Raw genomic sequence first — 15786 nt, 5'->3', positions numbered from 1 at the left:
TGTCATTAGATTTTCTCATCTTCAACATGTAATTTTTTTACATGCGAAGGCCAGATTTGCGCAGCTTGCAGTCAATATGCTGATATTTTCGGCAATTCTGATCACATTAGCGCAACCTAGGCTAACGACATAACTTAGGCAGTGCTGACTTATTGCCCATGGCCTGTTGTATGAACACTGTTTTCAGCCCAGCGACATTATCAACGAGATTTAATCCCAGATCGCGAATCACCTTTTTGACTGGGTTTGAACCTTCGAATAGGCGTTTAAAGCCCTCCATCGCCGCGATCATCTCCATTGCATCGGCTTTGCGCCAACGTTCCAGTGCACGCAGCTGCGCATAATCGCCGATATCTTTACCCGCTTGCTGTAATTCGCTGATCACTTCGATAATGCTGGCCGCATCTAAAAAGCCGAGGTTCACCCCTTGGCCAGCCAGCGGATGAATAGTATGGGCTGCATCACCTGCTAACACTAAACGGTGGCGGGCAAAATGGCGGGCGTAGCGCATCCGTAATGGAAAGGCTTGGCGCTCGCTTTCCAGCTTGCAAATCCCCAAACGACCGTCAAAAGCCGCGGTTAAGTTGCGCTCAAATTGCACTTTGTCCATCGCCAATAATTCAGTAGCGCGCTCGGGCGGCACCGACCAGACGATGGAGCAGAGATTGTCTTCATACAGAGGTAAAAATGCTAGCGGGCCGTCCTGCAAAAACACTTGGCGGGCGGTGGCAAGGTGTGGCATTTCGGTGCGGATCGTTGCGACGATTGCGTGGTGGCCGTAATCCCAAAAGGTCAGCGGGATCTTGCATTGCTCGCGCACCCAAGAGTTGGCGCCATCAGCGGCTATCACAAGTGCGGCACTGACACTTTCTATTTCAGAATCGACGCCATTGGCAAGGGTCAACCAAGCTTCGCGCTCACCAAAAGCAATGCGCTCTAAGCGTTGGTTTTGAATATGGGTGATATTGTCAAACTCAGCGACGCGTTTGGCCAGCGCAAAGCTAATGGCATCGTTTTCGATAATCGCGCCGAGACTGGTTTCGCTGATGCTGTTGGCATCAAAGGCAATTTTGCCGAAACCGTCTTTATCCCACACTGCCATTTTTTGATAAGGCGTAGCGCGGGAAGTATCTAAATAAGCCCATGCCCCTAAGTTTTCTAACAAGCGCTGGCTCGCCTTATTGATGGCGCTCACCCGCAGGCGCGGCTCGCCGACAACGGCATCCGTGTGGCCCGCATCGATAACGACGACATTCAGATCGGCCTGCGCCAATCCAATCGCGGTGGCGAGTCCCACCATGCCGCCACCCACAATGGCGATGTCATAGGCTTGTGAACTTAACATGGGTACATCCTTTTCGCGTTGCGATACCAGTAATGAAAAGCGGGTTATTTCCAGCCCATCGCCTTTTGAGCAACGGGGGTTTTAAGTGGCGGAAACCAAGATAATAAGCGCAAGCCTAAGTTACGACCCAGCGCCATCGGCCAGTATTGGTTTGAAAAGCCACGGACTAAAAATTCGATATTGCGGATAGTGCTGTTTCTGTCGTGCTCGCGGGCATTAAGGTACGCATGGGTCACGGCGGCGGAGCCGATATCATCCCCCTGCGCTAGCGCCGTTTTGAGCACCTCAAGCAAGCTTACTACATCCCGCAGCCCTAAATTAAAGCCTTGCCCCGCAATAGGATGCAGTGTCTGCGCGGCATTACCGATAAACACACATCTGTGATGGATTGGCCTTGGCATATACGACAAATTAAGCGGATACGCATGGCGCGCGCTGACATCGATAAACGTGCCAGCACGATAACCAAAGGCCTGTTGCAGCGCCGCTAAAAACTCGGCCTTAGGTGCGTCTTGCATCTGTTTAGCCCGCGCATCATCGAGCGCCCAAACGAGAGATAATCGAGGTTGACCTTGGCTATCGGCCATAGGCAACAACGCTAAGGGACCTGTTTGGGTAAAGCGCTCATAGGCCCAATGTTTGTGAGGCCTATTGGTTGGCAAATCGGCAGTTTGAATATTGGCAATAATCGCGGTTTGCTCGAAGGCCACTTGGGTCACGGGCAAAGCAAAACTGCTGCGCACTTTGGATTGCAGTCCATCGGCGGCGACCACGAGTTTTGCTTGAAGGCGCTCGCCCGTATCGAGCACTAAGGTGTGGCCTTCGACGGCGGGTTCCACTTGGGCAAGCTTGGCGGGGCAATAGAGTTTTACCTCGCTCTTATTCAACTCGTTAAACAACACTTGGCCGACACGCTCAAGCTCGACCACTTGGCCTAAGGCGTCTAAATGAAACTGCGCGGCATTGAGCTCTGTCATGCCAAAGTGGCCGCGATCCGATACATGGATATTTTCAATCGCCGTGCCCAAATGGGCAAGCTTTGGCCAGAGGCCTAAACGGGATAATTCGAAAATAGAGCCGTGGGCGATGGCAATAGAACGGGCATCGAATCCGGGGTGTTGTTTATCGGGAAGGTGCGCCTCGATTAAGGCGATAGAAAGCGGCCTAGCTGCGGATAAAGAAAGACGCGCGAGAGCCAATGCGAGCGTCGCCCCCGCCATCGCACCGCCTACAATCGCGATGTCGACGTGTTGAACTGAAGTATCCATGTGATTTGTGGCCGTCATGGGGATCTCATTCAAGCTTTGGCATGGCACTGAGGCATGTAAACATAAAAGATGTAAACATCAGTGCTATGCACTCAAAAACACCAGTGCTATGGATTCAAAGGCAGGTTTGCCCGCCTTTGATATCAAATGAAGCCACTACTGCGTTAATTTATTAAGCATTAAACCTAAGCACTAAACCTAAGCGCTAAACTTAAGCACTAAACAATCGCGGTAAATTAATGCACCACCGCTGTATCGTCGGTCTCGCCCAGCGGGATCTCAGGACCAAACTCCGAGTAACACATAATGGCGGCAATGCGCACAAACTCGAGTAGTTCAGTGTAAGCAGCTTCAGATTCTTCATCGTCGGCAACATCAAATTCCACTTGGGCAATTTCTGCCAAATCTTTGATCACTTCACGCACTTCTGCCGAGGCTTGATTCAATTTCGGCTGAATAATTGCCATGCCAGTCAAAAAGCTTTGGGTCCAAAGGGACAAGGCTTCAACACGTTGGCTGAGCGGCTCTTCTTCTTCGGGCAACAGCGGCATGAAACCAAATTCAAAATCCACTAAACGCGCGACAGAATCATTAAACAAATCACACACTAATTGGTGCAACTGCGCTGGCAAAGGTTGACCATCGTTCATCAAGTCAAATAAAGGCTTGATCCAAGTGTCGCCAGTTTGCGCTACACCACCGCAAATTAAACCGACTAAAGCACCGTGAACTTCTACCGGATGTTGGCCGATTTCAGCCGCATCTAAGGCGAGTTTTAAGCTGTCGATACGTAACGAAGGAGGGGTTGCCATGTCAGATCCCAATAAGATTTTTCCAGCAGCAATGCTAGCAGAGATAAAGACTTGAACCAATACTGAATCCCAATAATGGCGAAATCGGCCACACCCTGATAAAAAATTATCCAACTGCTCACACAAACAGCAAACAAAGCCGTCAAAGACCAATCCAATTGCGGCTTACCTTGCACTTTTAATATCAGCCCTATATAGTCCGCCCTAAGAGGCTAACGAAAGGATCACCCGCGACATGAGTAACAGTGCTGTTGAAATTACCCTACTTGGGCGCACCTACTCTATCGCTTGCCCGAAAGGTCAAGAGGATGCCTTACGTACGGTAGCATTGGGAGTTGAACAACAACTCACAGCGTTAAAAACCCGAACCAATAGCCTAAGCCGCGAAGAAATTGCCATTATGGCGGCGCTGAATATTGGACACGAGTTGTTCCAAGAAAAGCAAAAAAATAAGCATTACATGCAACAGATGGACGACAGGATCAGCTTGCTGCAGTCGACCCTCGAAAATGCCTTAGTTGAGCGTTCAACTAAATAGATTTAAACTGTGCGCCTTGGTGATTTAACACCATTTGAGTTAAACCGACTGACGCACAGTGAATGGCTAAACTGGCTTATCAACATAAACCAATGTTTTAGCGATTCAATACCGTTTTGCTCCCTGGGATGCATGCCAACTGGTAATGTCCCTGTGCCGATAATTTTGAAATTAGGGTGAATGCTTTACTGACATTGCGCATGCTCGGCTTGTACCGAGAAGCCTTAGGAGGTAATCATTTTCCCGCCTTGAACCTACGGTTCAAGGGCTACACCGGTAGCGGCATTCTGGGGAGCATCTTAATTCTATGTCTACATTTTCCAAAATTTCTCATTCCACTATACAAAGTGAAACGGCATATATTGCCGTAGATGTCGCCAGCCATGCGGCAGATATCGCCATTCATACGCAAGAAAACCGCAATCAGTTACGCAAGAATATTCGCACTGCCCGCAAATCCCTTTCAGAAACCGAGCAAACCCAAGCAAGCTTAAGCGCCAGCCAACGTATGCTCCATGAACTACAAGGCAACAATACGCAACATGTGGCGCTGTATCTCACCCACGATGGCGAACTCGCCACGCCGCCGCTGATCGCTGCGCTGTGGCAATTGGGCATTCACACCTATCTGCCAAGGTTGCATCCCTTCAATGCTGGGCAATTGTTATTTCTGCATTACAGCGCTGACACGCCCATGCAGCCCAATCAATTCGGTATCTTAGAACCTAAGTTAGATGTGCGCGCCATTATCCCAGTGACAGAGCTAGATGTGGTTATCACGCCCTTAGTGGCGTTTGATTTAATGGGGAATCGCATGGGCATGGGCGGCGGTTATTACGATAGGACACTGGCGAACTGGCAGCTCAAAGGTAAACCTTTGCCTATGGGTTATGCCCACGACTGTCAGCAAGTGACGAGTTTACCCTGCGAACATTGGGATGTGCCTTTGCCATTCATCATCACCCCAAGTCGCGTACTGACGTTCTAAGTCATTAGCTGTTGCTCGAAAAATCAAATGACTATTTTAACTGGCGACCGCCGTCGACATTATGGCAACGACCTGTGACGTAGCGGCTATTAAGCAGATATTTCACGAGTTCGATAATCTCCTCATTCCCCGCCTCTTTCGGCAACAGCGCTTTGGCTAAGGTTTTTTGCTGATAGGCGGCGTCATCACCCGTATTAAATAGGATCATCGCCGGCGCAATCGAATTCACTTTCACCTCGGGCGCCAATTTGGCGGCAAAGGATAGCGTCATATTGTGCAGCGCGGCTTTACTGGCTGCATAGGCTATGTGCTTCTGACTGCCCTTCTCTGCCACGTAATCGGTAATATGAATCACATCACTGCCGCCGATTTCATCGCCAGCAGCGGCACGTAGCTGCGCCTCTAAGGCCAAGTTCAACTGATAGGGCACGCTCACATGCACTTGCATCATCCGCTGCAGCACTTGGCTCGGCGTAAAAGTGGTACTCTTTAAAGGCTCATTCTTTGTAAGAACAGGATCCGGCAGCCAGTCCGAAGCATTGTGAATAATGGCGCGAATTTGAGGCAGTTGAGTTAACTCATCAATTAAGGATTGCACTTGGGCATCGTCATAAAAATCGCAGGGATACAGAGTCGCACCTAAAGCGTTCAGCTCATCAATGCTATCGTAATGGCTGCGATAAGTACCAATCACCTGCTGACCTTGGGCGAGAAAATGTTTGGCTAAGGCGTAACCTATGCGTTTACCCACGCCTGTGATTATGATGGGAGATGTCATACCTATCCTTTTGAGTCGTTATTTGTCAGGCTTTACCTTGTTCACTTAAAGGTAAGCTGATGAATAACCAAGATGTTACTGCACTCATTTGAATTTAACCTAACAAAAAGCCAAATGAGGCGCGGATTCGATTTAAAATCAGCTGCGATCTAAAACCCTTTATTCTGCGTATAGGCTAGAAGAAAACCAAGCTTAAGTGCGCAAGCCAAGAGCTTAGAGCAAGTATTGTGATCAAGTCATCAGAGGTGGTACCGATGGAACTGCGGATTTTTTTATGATGGTAACTGTCCATTATGTAGCGCCGAAATGCGTCAACTGAAAGCGCGCGATCCCAACAACTTGATTGCGCTTGAGGATTTAAATGCATCCGACTTCAGTGAACGTTTCAGCCATATCGATAGAGACTACGCCAATACTATTCTTCACGGCGAAACCGCAAAGGGCGAAGTGTTACTCGGGTTAGATGTCACCTGTAAAGCGTGGGCACTGACAGGAACACGTGCTTGGATCCAACTGTTACGCCTGCCCGTGATTAAAACTGTCGCCGATTGGACTTACCTGCGCTTTGCAAAACACAGATACCGCATCTCCTATTTACTGACGGGTAAAGCCCGCTGCGACGATAACTGCCAAATTCCCACCAAGCGCCGCTGAATGAGCTTTAGAAAGTATAAAACCCAGGCATAAAAAAACGGAGCTCAATGGCTCCGTTTTTTAATTCGTCATAATCTAAAAAGATTATCCGAAAGATTATTTAACGAAATCAACGCCTAGTTTGATATCGCCTTTCAGCGTATCTAACATAGAATCACGAGCGTTAGCTTCGAATGCACTCACTTCACCGTAAGGCAGTACTTTTTCAATACCGTTTTTGCCTAACAGCACAGGTTGTGCGAAGAACTCTGCGTGCTCGCTGCCGCCGTCAACATAGGCGCATTCAACGATGTTAGCTTCGCCTTGCAGACCACGAACCAAAGACAGACCGAAACGGCAAGCCGCTTGACCCATAGACAGAGTCGCGCTACCGCCACCGGCTTTAGCTTCAACCACTTCTGTACCCGCGTTTTGGATGCGAGTAGTCAGACTTGCCACTTCTTCATCAGTGAAAGTCGCGCCTTCAACTTGAGACAATAATGGCAGAATGGTCACGCCGCTGTGGCCGCCGATCACATTCACTTTAACGTCAGCAACGTTCAGGCCTTTTAATTCGGCGATGAAGGTTTCAGAACGGATCACGTCTAATGTCGTGATACCGAACAGACGGTTCTTATCGTAAACACCCGCTTTTTTCATCACTTCTGCAGCGATAGCGACAGTCGTGTTGACTGGGTTAGTGATAATGCCAACCAAAGCCGTAGGGCAAGTTGCCGCTACTTTTTCGATCAGGTTGCGAACGATACCGGCATTGATATTGAACAGATCTGAACGATCCATACCAGGCTTACGCGCAACACCAGCAGAAATTAGAACAACGTCAGCACCCACTAGGGCAGGCGTTGGATCTTCACCAGCAAAACCTTTGATTTCAACAGCAGTAGGGATGTGGCTCAAGTCAACCGCAACACCCGGAGTAACCGGTGCGATATCATATAGAGACAAATGTGAACCCGCAGGCAGTTGAGTTTTTAACAGTAGGGCAAGAGCCTGGCCGATACCACCAGCAGCACCAAGTACAGCAACTTTCATAGTTATCTCCGTTATTTCTCGGATATGTGTGACATGGATCTAATTTACGTTGGCGTCACATTACTGGAATGTCACAACAATTTCAATTATCCCTTAGTCGTGGGACAAAAGAATTCCGGAATAACTTAGAAGCAATGTAGAACAATTACTCAAATTGGTATTTTTAAGCCCCCAGCAAACGCTTAACCACAGGGAGTTAGTGAATTTTTATTCAACCAATCTGGTTATTTGTTGACAATTTTTCTAAAAATATTCAAAATGGGCCTGTTTTTTTGAATAACGAATAATAATATTATGCAAACGACCAAGAATCAGGATGACCTTGTTAGAATTTTTAAGTCGATTTTAAAAGAAGAGCGCTTTGGCTCTCAAAGTGAAATCGTCACCGCCTTGCAAGCTGAAGGCTTTGGTAATATTAACCAATCAAAAGTATCACGCATGCTCAGCAAGTTCGGCGCAGTGCGGACTCGCAACGCTAAGCAAGAGATGGTGTATTGCTTGCCGGCCGAATTAGGCGTACCAACCGCGGGTAGCCCGCTGAAGAATTTGGTACTCGATGTCGATCATAACCAAGCGATGATCGTCGTGCGAACTAGTCCTGGTGCCGCGCAGCTGATTGCCCGTTTATTGGATTCTATCGGTAAACCAGAAGGCATTTTGGGCACAATTGCTGGTGATGACACTATCTTTATTTGTCCATCGAGCATCCAAGATATCGCCGATACCTTAGAAACCATCAAATCTTTATTCAATTACGCAGAATAAAAAAACAGGTCAGCTTGCTGACCTGTTCTATTTCATCTGTACGCATTTCTGTCCAATCTTGCGCTGATTATTTGGCCATTGTCCCGATTACGTTACACATTTAAGCCAATCTCTCGCTCACCGATGTTTATACGCTAAGGTCAGTAAGCCACACTGATGCGCTGATTTACATGAGTGCCCTGTTCGGCTTCATCTAACATGGCTTTAGCGTAATCTGTAACAGAAATGCGGCTGCGACCATTGGCATCGGTAAAGAAGCTGTCGCCACCAAGGCGATATGGGCCTTCACTCTCACCAGGATAAATCTCAGCGGCTGGGCTCACAAAGGTCCAATTAATTGCAGTTTGCGCCGCACGGAATACCTGCAAAGCTTCACCCTGAGCTAACGCTTCATCTTTATATGCTGCGGGAAAATCTGGGCTAGAAACCAGAGTCACACCCGGTGCCACTTCTAAACTCCCTGCACCACCAACCCACAATAAACGTGGCACCTTAGCGTTAGGCAGCACATCCAGTAAATGCTGAACCGTACTCGCCACTAGGTCATGATTTTGTTGTGCGCGGCCACCAACAGCGGCAATGACAACATCTACGCCAGCAAAGGTTTGCGCAACTAATGGCTGCTCTAAATCCACAGCATGCACAGCCACATCAGTAGCGGATAACTTGCTCGGATCACGCACTAGCGCTGTTACTTGGTGCCCACGGCTCAATGCTTCTTTTAAAATTGCACCACCAATCCAACCTGTTGCACCTAAAATTGCGATTTTCATTTCGTTAACTCTCTCTGATGATTTACATTGAAGCCAGTTTACTTGCAGTGGTTCACGTGATAAACATCAATAAATGAGCATGATTGTTTCAATTTAAGGTACTAATATGGATAAAATTGCCGCAATACGTAGTTTCGTCGAAGTGGCAAACTGTGGCAGCTTTACCAAAGCTGCCGAGCATTTAGACCTCAGCCGCCTGCAGGTGTCCCGCCATATTCAAGAAGTGGAGCAGTGGTTGAGTTTGCGCTTACTACACCGTACCACCCGCAGCGTCAGCCTGACCTTACAAGGCGAAGAAGCGCTGCAATTTTGCCAGCGGATTTTAAGTGAAGTCGCCGCCATGGAGAGCCGTGCCCACAGCCATAACAGTGAACTGGTGGGCAGTATTCGTATCGCTACACCTATTGGCCTTGGACAGCACAGCCTGTTTGATGTTGTCGATCGCTTTATTAAAATTCACCCTAAGGTCAGTATTCAGCTGGTGATGTCGGACAGTTTTGCCCAATTGGTGGATGAGCGAGTCGATGTGGCATTGCGCTATACCGAGCAGCCGGATGATAATTTGATTGCGCGGCGTTTAATGACTATAGATGCCGTGATCTGCGCTGCGCCAAGCTACCTTGATAGCAACACACCACTTGTCGAGCCGATAGATCTGCTGGCCCACAACTGCCTGATACACTCGGCGCAACAAAATTGGCCTTTCCTGAAAGAGCTGCAAGCCGAGCACGTAAAAGTTACAGGGAATCTTAGGGCTAACGATATGGGAGTGTTGGTCAGTGCGGCGCTACGTGGACATGGCATAGTGCGTTTACCCTGTGACTTAGCTAACCAATACCTTGCCAGTGGTCAGCTCAAAGAAGTCCTACCCGAATTTACGACACCAGGCCAAACCCTGTGGGCGGTGTACTTGTCCCGCAGTTATCAGCAAAATCTGGTGCGCGCCTTTATCGATTACACCGCCCAGCAATGGCAGCTCGATATCAAAAAATGGGTTCCCGCGCATTAGCATAAAAAACGCACTTAGGCGTTAGCGTAAGTGCGTTTCATTGATGCTGAATCTGCTCAAATATTGAAAGCTTATTCGTCGAATTGCAGCATAAAATCCAATGCGGGGGCAAAGAAGGATGAGCCTGTCATCGCCTTGGTAAAATGCATCAAGTGATCATGGTTACCTTCGCCATCACCAAACATCATGCTATGCAGCATCTTTTCAAAATGCTCAGGAGTGCGGCAGTTAGAAATAAACATCAATCCCTGCTCTTTTAGTGAACCATAGGGCATGCTCTGGCGCAGGATTTCCATCGACTGACCATTCGCATCTTTAAGATTCACCCGCTTGATATGGCTGGTCAGTGGCTTGTCTTCTGATTCATACTCGATATTATCTTGCTTAGTGCGACCGATAATATCTTCTTGTTTTTTAACCGGTAATCGATGCCATTTACTCAAGTTATGGGCATACTTTTGCACGTGAATATAACTGCCGCCCTTAAACTCAGGATCTTCATCGCCAACCAGAGCGACTTCCTGACGGTGACGCCCCTTAGGGTTTTCGGTGCCATCGACAAAGCCGGTTAAATCGCGGCTATCCATAAATCGAAAGCCACGTTCTTCATCGACTAATTCCACTAAGTCTTCAAACATTTGGCTGATTTCATTAGCGACTAAATGCAGAATATCGTAACGGTCGCAGCGGATATGCACGAACAAATCATATTCAATTGCCGGCGCTTCGCGGCTGCCGACTTGCATAGCAGGAAAAGGCTTGAGCATTTCAGGGCGAGCATTGGGGTAGAGGCTATCCCAATAATTAGCGCCAATCCCCACAAAACCATTGAATGCACTGTCAGAGTATTGATCTGTCAGCTCATAAATATACTGCGCAACGTTGGCAAGACAGGGACGTAATTGCGACTCGACATTGTCATTGGCATTAAACATCAAATAGACACTGTGTAAGTTCCCCTCGGCACACACACCCAACTGTTCACGCGGCATATTTTGAATATCCATTTGGTTATCACCCTTTTTCTAAATTCATTTTCGGCAATATTATCCGCAACTTTACCTGAAAATGACATTAACTAACGCACAGTTTGTTCTGGTTTATCATGATAATGCTCATTAGGTAGCAATATCACGCCCAAGATCCCTAATGTAAAAATGACGAGACTGGAAAGTCTCGTCATTCAGTTTAATCGAATTAGAGCAGCAAAGCTTACTCTACCTCGAGCTTACCTTAGCGTGACGCTGAAGTTAATAACCGGCAGCATGACCATCTTTACGGCTCTCAGAAGCGCCACGATACACGCCCGTTTCAGCATTAAATCCAATAGCTTGATAGCCGCCAAAATCCCCAAGTCCATCACGCAGCACATGACCTTTCTTGATAAGCTCACGGCGTGTTTCCACAGGGAAGCCCGATTCCAGACTGACGTAGCCGCCATCATTCATCACTTCGCCGGTGGGCTCGGTTGAGCCCATATGCAAAATTCTCGGGGCATCGCCCGCTTCTTGCAAGTTCATTTTAAAATCAATCAGATTCATTACAATTTGTGCGTGCATTTGTGGCTGAGTCGCGCCGCCCATCACCCCAAAACTCAACCAAGGCTTACCGTCTTTGGTCACAAAGGCGGGAATAATAGTATGGAATGGACGCTTACCTGGTGCGTAGGTATTAAAACGCCCCTCAGTTAAATCAAACATTTGCCCACGGTCTTGCAGCACGAAACCGAGATCTGGCGGTGTCATGCCCGACCCCATACCACGGTAGTTACTTTGAATGAGTGACACCATGTTGCCGTCTTTATCGGCTGTGGTCAGGTACACAGTATCGCCATGTTGCAACGCAGGATTACCCGCATCAACACTCTTGGCCGCTTTATTGGGATCGATTAACTTAGCGCGATCATAATTGTATTGCTGCGAAATCAACTCGTTAACTGGCACTTTATTAAAGGCCATGTCGGCATAAAACTTAGCTCTGTCGGCAAAGGCGAGTTTTTTGGCTTCGACAAATAAATGCACATATTCGGGGCTATTAAAGCCCATCGCAGCCACATTAAAGGGTTCCATGGTTTTTAAGATTTGTAGCGCCGCAATCCCTTGACCATTGGGCGGCAACTCCCATACATCGTAACCACGGTAGTTCACCGAAACCGGATCTATCCAGTCGCTAGTATGGCTCGCTAAGTCATCATAACTTAAATAACCACCTTGAGATTTCATGTACTTATCGATACTTTTGGCGATATCGCCTTTATAGAAAGCATCGCGGCCACCTTTGGCAATTTTCTCATAGGTATTAGCAAGCGCTGGGTTTTTAAAGATTTCGCCCACCGCTGGCATCTTGCCATTAGGCATATAAGTTTCTTTAAAACCGGGGAATTTTGCGAGTTTTTTACCGCTACCCTCAAGATAATAAGCAATCAATTCGGAGACAGGAAAACCATCACGGGCATAGTGGATTGCGGGCGCGAGATTATCGGCCATAGCTAATTTGCCGAACTTATTATGCAGTTCATACCAACCATCCACTGCGCCGGGAACAGAAACAGGCAAAGGCCCAAGCGGCGGCAAATAGTCTAAGCCGAGGGATTTGAGCTTTTCTAAACTTAAGGATTTTGGACTGCGACCCGAAGCGTTAAGGCCATAGAGACGTTTATCTTTCGCGCTCCAGACGATGGCGAATAAATCGCCACCAACACCCGAGCCAGTGGGTTCAACTAGCCCTAACATGGCATTAGCGGCAATGGCCGCATCGACGGCACTACCGCCCTGCTTGAGTATGTCGATAGCGACTTGCGTGGCGAGGGGTTGGCTGGTCGCCGCCATTCCATGGGTGGCATACACTTCTGAGCGCGTCGCAAAGGCTTTACCCGTGATCCTATCCATGGCCATCACTCCTGAAGACGATATTGCCGTCGCCACTGTCACTAAGGTACAAATTGATTTTATTGTTTTTATCATAATTCCTCCCACTCTGGAGAAATTAAGGTAACAAGGATGGTCGAAAATATCACCAACCAATACCGCATAGACGCAAGTTAAACGTAAGCAAAAATGTCATACTTTCGTTGGTGATAGCTTATCGCCATGGCATTAATACCTGACGGCTTAGATTGGCTCAACACAATATCAATATGCCTAAGATTCAAATAGTACCAGCGAGTGCGGCTCTGTCGTGACCCCGACTTTTTGGCCGATAGTGAGCTGCATCATTTGGCTTCGCACTTCGACATAATAAGCGTGGGAAGCGGCTTCAATTTTGACCCAGTAATGACAAAAAGCGCCTAAAAAACGCCGCTCTGTGATCGTGCCCACACCTTGCTCATCGGCACTGAGCGTCAATTGCTGCGGGCGCAAAAATACCGTACCGCTGAACTCGCTCGGCAACCCTAATGGCGTGAGGCTGGTTAAATGGCCGATAGGAGTGGCAACTCTGTGTCCATCGAGCACTGCGGCGGGTAAGTAATTACCGCTACCTAAAAAGTCCGCCACATAACGACTGTTTGGGGCGGCATACAAGGCTTCGGCGCTACCATGCTGCACTATAATGCCTTGCTTAAAAATCGCCAAAGTATCAGCAAATACAAAGGCTTCATCCTTACTGTGGGTGACAAACACCGCGCTAACATTACGCTGTTTTAAAATGCTGCGAATTTCCGCCATCATTTCGTAGCGCACTTGGGCATCGATATTAGAAAAAGGCTCATCGAGCAGTAATAACTGCGGCTCATAGGCAAGTGCCCGCGCAATCGAGACGCGCTGCTGCTGACCGCCAGATAACTCATGGGGATAACGCTGAGCTAAGCCTTCGAGTTTGACTAAGGTTAGCATCTCATCCAACCGTGCCTGACGCTCGCCGGCCAACAATTTATCCACGCCAAAAAGAATATTCTCCGCCACAGTTAAATGGGGGAAAAGCGCATAGTCTTGGAAAATCATGCCGATACCGCGCTGTTCGCTAGGCACAAACTGGCTGTCGCCACTCACAACGCGGCCATTGATCTGGATTTCACCTTGGCTAATCGCCTGCAATCCCGCAACCGCCCGCAACAGTGTGGTCTTACCGCAACCGCTGGGACCTAACAGCGCAAGGATTTCCCCTTGGTCGAGGGTCATACTCAAACCTTTGAGTACTTGCTGGCCCTGATAATCGCTATGAACTTGCATAAGTTTGAGCGTGTTTGTCATCAGCTGTGTAGCTCCAATGAACGGTTTAAATAAATCAGCGGCACTAAGCCCACCAGTACAATGACAATCGCGGCTAAGGCGCCGTGCTCGAGTTTTTCATCGGACACAAACTGGAAAACATAGGTTGCAAGGTTTTCAAAACCGATAGGTCGCAGTAATAATGCCGCGGGCAATTCCTTCATGCTTTCGATAAACACCAATAACGCGCCCGCAAACAATCCCTTACCAAGTAGAGGTAAATGCACTCTTTGCAGTAACTGCCTTGGGCTTTGGCCCATAGTCAGACTCACCATGTCTAGCGATGGCGAAATGCGTTTATAGCTGCTTTCAACGCTGCCGATAGCAATTGCCACAAAACGCACGCAAAAGGCAAAAATCAACGCCACTACGCTGCCCGTTAAAATAAGCCCAGGGCCATTTAAACCAAGTAAATCCGCCAGATCATTAATCGCAAAATCGAGCATAGTGAGCGGCACTAATACGCCGATAGCGAGCACAGTGCCGGGCAAGGCATAACCCGTCGAGGCTAAACGTGAGGGCAAGACATCACTGGGCCTTGGGCTTATGCGACGCACAAACATGAGCAGCAAAGCGATTAAGCAACAGATTAAGCTAGTGATCAGCGCAAGGCTTAGACTATTAAGGCTTAATTGCCAAAAGCGCCCATCCCAGCTTTGTTCAAAGTAACCAATAGCATAAGAAATTAAAATGCCAAAGGGCAATAAAAAAGCTAATAACAGCAGGGCGACGCAAAAGCTCAGTGCAACTGTGGTTTGCGCTGTCGAGAGTCGATACAAGTCACTGGCTTGGATGCGCGATTGTTTTTGGAATAACTGCTGTTTACGACGGGCAAAACGCTCAAGTCCAATCAAGCAAAACACCACCAGCAAAATAATCGCCGACAACTTAGCGGCGGCAGTCAGATTGCCATAGCCCAACCAAGTGTCGTACACGGCAGTGGTTAAGGTTGGCACGGCAAAATAGTTAACCGTCGCAAAATCGGCGGCCGTTTCCATCGCCACCAAAGCCACCCCAACCGCGAGCGCTGGCCTTGCCATGGGCAAAGATAAACGCCAAAAACTCTGCCACGGCGAGCATCCCATGCTCCTTGATGCATGGGCCAAGCTTAAGGATTGTTCCATAAAGGCGGTACGCGCCAATAGATAAATGTAGGGGAATAACACTAGCGACAACATGCACGCCGCGCCGCCTAAGGTGCGAATATCGGGGAAGAAATAATCCTGCGGTGAGTTCCAACCAAAAATCGATCTCAAGCTACGCTGTACTGGCCCCGCATAATCGAGCAAATCGGTATACACGTAGGCAACAATGTACCCCGGCATAGCGAGGGGCAGTAATAGCGCCCATTGCAAGTAGCGCCTGCCGACAAATTCACAGCGAGCCATCAACCAAGCGCAGGGTAACGCGAGTAATAACGCGCCTAAACTCACCCAAAAGATCAGCAATAAGCTGTTGATAACATAAATTGGCAGGACAGTTGCCATCAAGTGGCCAAACACGGCTTCGTCAGGCTGCAAAGCCTGCAATATCAGCGCAACCAGTGGCAGCACCAGCAGGGTGGCCACCGCATAACCAGCAAGCGACCAGCTTCTGGCTAATCCTAAAATCATGTC

Annotated in this window: 14 protein-coding genes, 1 other RNA gene and 1 pseudogene; 6 read left to right on the top strand and 10 right to left on the bottom strand. The window is 48.3% G+C overall.

Annotated features, from left to right (window positions below):
* Nucleotides 1-121: 121 nt before the first annotated feature.
* From Q4Q52_RS03460 to Q4Q52_RS03450, 3 genes are all read right to left on the bottom strand, one after another.
* The gene (locus Q4Q52_RS03460) at nucleotides 122-1345 is read right to left on the bottom strand and encodes an FAD-dependent monooxygenase (protein WP_311989845.1); all 1224 of its coding nucleotides are present in this window, start codon (nucleotides 1343-1345) and stop codon (nucleotides 122-124) included.
* Between the two features lie 44 nt (nucleotides 1346-1389).
* The gene (gene ubiH, locus Q4Q52_RS03455) at nucleotides 1390-2631 is read right to left on the bottom strand and encodes a 2-octaprenyl-6-methoxyphenyl hydroxylase (protein ID WP_311989844.1); all 1242 of its coding nucleotides are present in this window, start codon (nucleotides 2629-2631) and stop codon (nucleotides 1390-1392) included.
* Between the two features lie 218 nt (nucleotides 2632-2849).
* On the bottom strand, nucleotides 2850-3425 hold the full coding sequence (locus Q4Q52_RS03450; RefSeq protein ID WP_006080183.1) for a UPF0149 family protein: 576 nt from the start codon (nucleotides 3423-3425) through the stop codon (nucleotides 2850-2852).
* Between the two features lie 235 nt (nucleotides 3426-3660).
* Here Q4Q52_RS03450 and Q4Q52_RS03445 point away from each other — a divergent pair, with 235 nt between their 5' ends.
* The 3 genes from Q4Q52_RS03445 to Q4Q52_RS03435 all read left to right on the top strand — a co-directional run bounded on the left by Q4Q52_RS03445 (nucleotide 3661) and on the right by Q4Q52_RS03435 (nucleotide 4951).
* On the top strand, nucleotides 3661-3963 hold the full coding sequence (locus Q4Q52_RS03445; protein WP_006080182.1) for a cell division protein ZapA: 303 nt from the start codon (nucleotides 3661-3663) through the stop codon (nucleotides 3961-3963).
* A 117-nt stretch (nucleotides 3964-4080) separates the two neighbouring features.
* A non-coding RNA gene (ssrS, locus tag Q4Q52_RS03440) (6S RNA) lies at nucleotides 4081-4261 on the top strand.
* A 9-nt stretch (nucleotides 4262-4270) separates the two neighbouring features.
* The gene (locus tag Q4Q52_RS03435; protein WP_311989843.1) at nucleotides 4271-4951 is read left to right on the top strand and encodes a 5-formyltetrahydrofolate cyclo-ligase; all 681 of its coding nucleotides are present in this window, start codon (nucleotides 4271-4273) and stop codon (nucleotides 4949-4951) included.
* 31 nt (nucleotides 4952-4982) lie between these two features.
* Here Q4Q52_RS03435 and folM read toward each other — a convergent pair whose 3' ends face one another.
* Nucleotides 4983-5729 carry a dihydromonapterin reductase gene (gene folM / locus Q4Q52_RS03430; protein ID WP_311989842.1) on the bottom strand — a complete coding sequence of 249 codons (747 nt, stop codon included), beginning with the start codon at nucleotides 5727-5729 and terminating at the stop codon, nucleotides 4983-4985.
* 254 nt (nucleotides 5730-5983) lie between these two features.
* On the opposite strand from folM, the pseudogene Q4Q52_RS03425 reads away from it, so the two are divergent.
* A pseudogene (locus Q4Q52_RS03425) lies at nucleotides 5984-6383 on the top strand (thiol-disulfide oxidoreductase DCC family protein).
* Between the two features lie 96 nt (nucleotides 6384-6479).
* Here the strand turns inward: Q4Q52_RS03425 and mdh are convergent.
* Nucleotides 6480-7415 (bottom strand): malate dehydrogenase, encoded by a 936-nt coding sequence (mdh, locus tag Q4Q52_RS03420; protein ID WP_006080176.1) that lies wholly within the window; start codon nucleotides 7413-7415, stop codon nucleotides 6480-6482.
* A gap of 294 nt (nucleotides 7416-7709) precedes the next feature.
* Here mdh and argR point away from each other — a divergent pair, with 294 nt between their 5' ends.
* A complete protein-coding gene (gene argR, locus Q4Q52_RS03415) occupies nucleotides 7710-8180 on the top strand; it encodes a transcriptional regulator ArgR (protein WP_006080175.1) in 471 nt (156 codons plus the stop codon).
* Nucleotides 8181-8320: 140 nt separating this feature from the next.
* Here argR and Q4Q52_RS03410 read toward each other — a convergent pair whose 3' ends face one another.
* On the bottom strand, nucleotides 8321-8953 hold the full coding sequence (locus Q4Q52_RS03410; protein ID WP_311989841.1) for an NAD(P)-dependent oxidoreductase: 633 nt from the start codon (nucleotides 8951-8953) through the stop codon (nucleotides 8321-8323).
* A gap of 106 nt (nucleotides 8954-9059) precedes the next feature.
* Between Q4Q52_RS03410 and Q4Q52_RS03405 the strand changes: the two genes are divergently transcribed.
* On the top strand, nucleotides 9060-9962 hold the full coding sequence (locus tag Q4Q52_RS03405; RefSeq protein ID WP_311989840.1) for a LysR family transcriptional regulator: 903 nt from the start codon (nucleotides 9060-9062) through the stop codon (nucleotides 9960-9962).
* Nucleotides 9963-10033: 71 nt separating this feature from the next.
* On the opposite strand, the gene Q4Q52_RS03400 is transcribed toward Q4Q52_RS03405, so the two are convergent.
* The 4 genes from Q4Q52_RS03400 to Q4Q52_RS03385 form a co-directional block, all read right to left on the bottom strand.
* Nucleotides 10034-10969 carry a Dyp-type peroxidase gene (locus Q4Q52_RS03400; RefSeq protein WP_106651633.1) on the bottom strand — a complete coding sequence of 312 codons (936 nt, stop codon included), beginning with the start codon at nucleotides 10967-10969 and terminating at the stop codon, nucleotides 10034-10036.
* A gap of 243 nt (nucleotides 10970-11212) precedes the next feature.
* The gene (gene ggt / locus Q4Q52_RS03395) at nucleotides 11213-12925 is read right to left on the bottom strand and encodes a gamma-glutamyltransferase (protein ID WP_311989839.1); all 1713 of its coding nucleotides are present in this window, start codon (nucleotides 12923-12925) and stop codon (nucleotides 11213-11215) included.
* A 177-nt stretch (nucleotides 12926-13102) separates the two neighbouring features.
* On the bottom strand, nucleotides 13103-14152 hold the full coding sequence (locus Q4Q52_RS03390) for an ABC transporter ATP-binding protein (protein WP_311989838.1): 1050 nt from the start codon (nucleotides 14150-14152) through the stop codon (nucleotides 13103-13105).
* A complete protein-coding gene (locus Q4Q52_RS03385; RefSeq protein WP_311989837.1) occupies nucleotides 14152-15783 on the bottom strand; it encodes an iron ABC transporter permease in 1632 nt (543 codons plus the stop codon). Before Q4Q52_RS03385 ends, Q4Q52_RS03390 begins: the two co-directional genes overlap by 1 nt.
* Nucleotides 15784-15786: the final 3 nt, after the last annotated feature.

Source organism: Shewanella sp. SP1S2-4, from assembly GCF_031932075.1.
Classification (GTDB): Bacteria; Pseudomonadota; Gammaproteobacteria; order Enterobacterales; family Shewanellaceae; genus Shewanella; species Shewanella baltica.
Note: the sequence above shows the minus strand (reverse complement) of the source record. Positions and strands in the feature narration are given on the sequence as shown.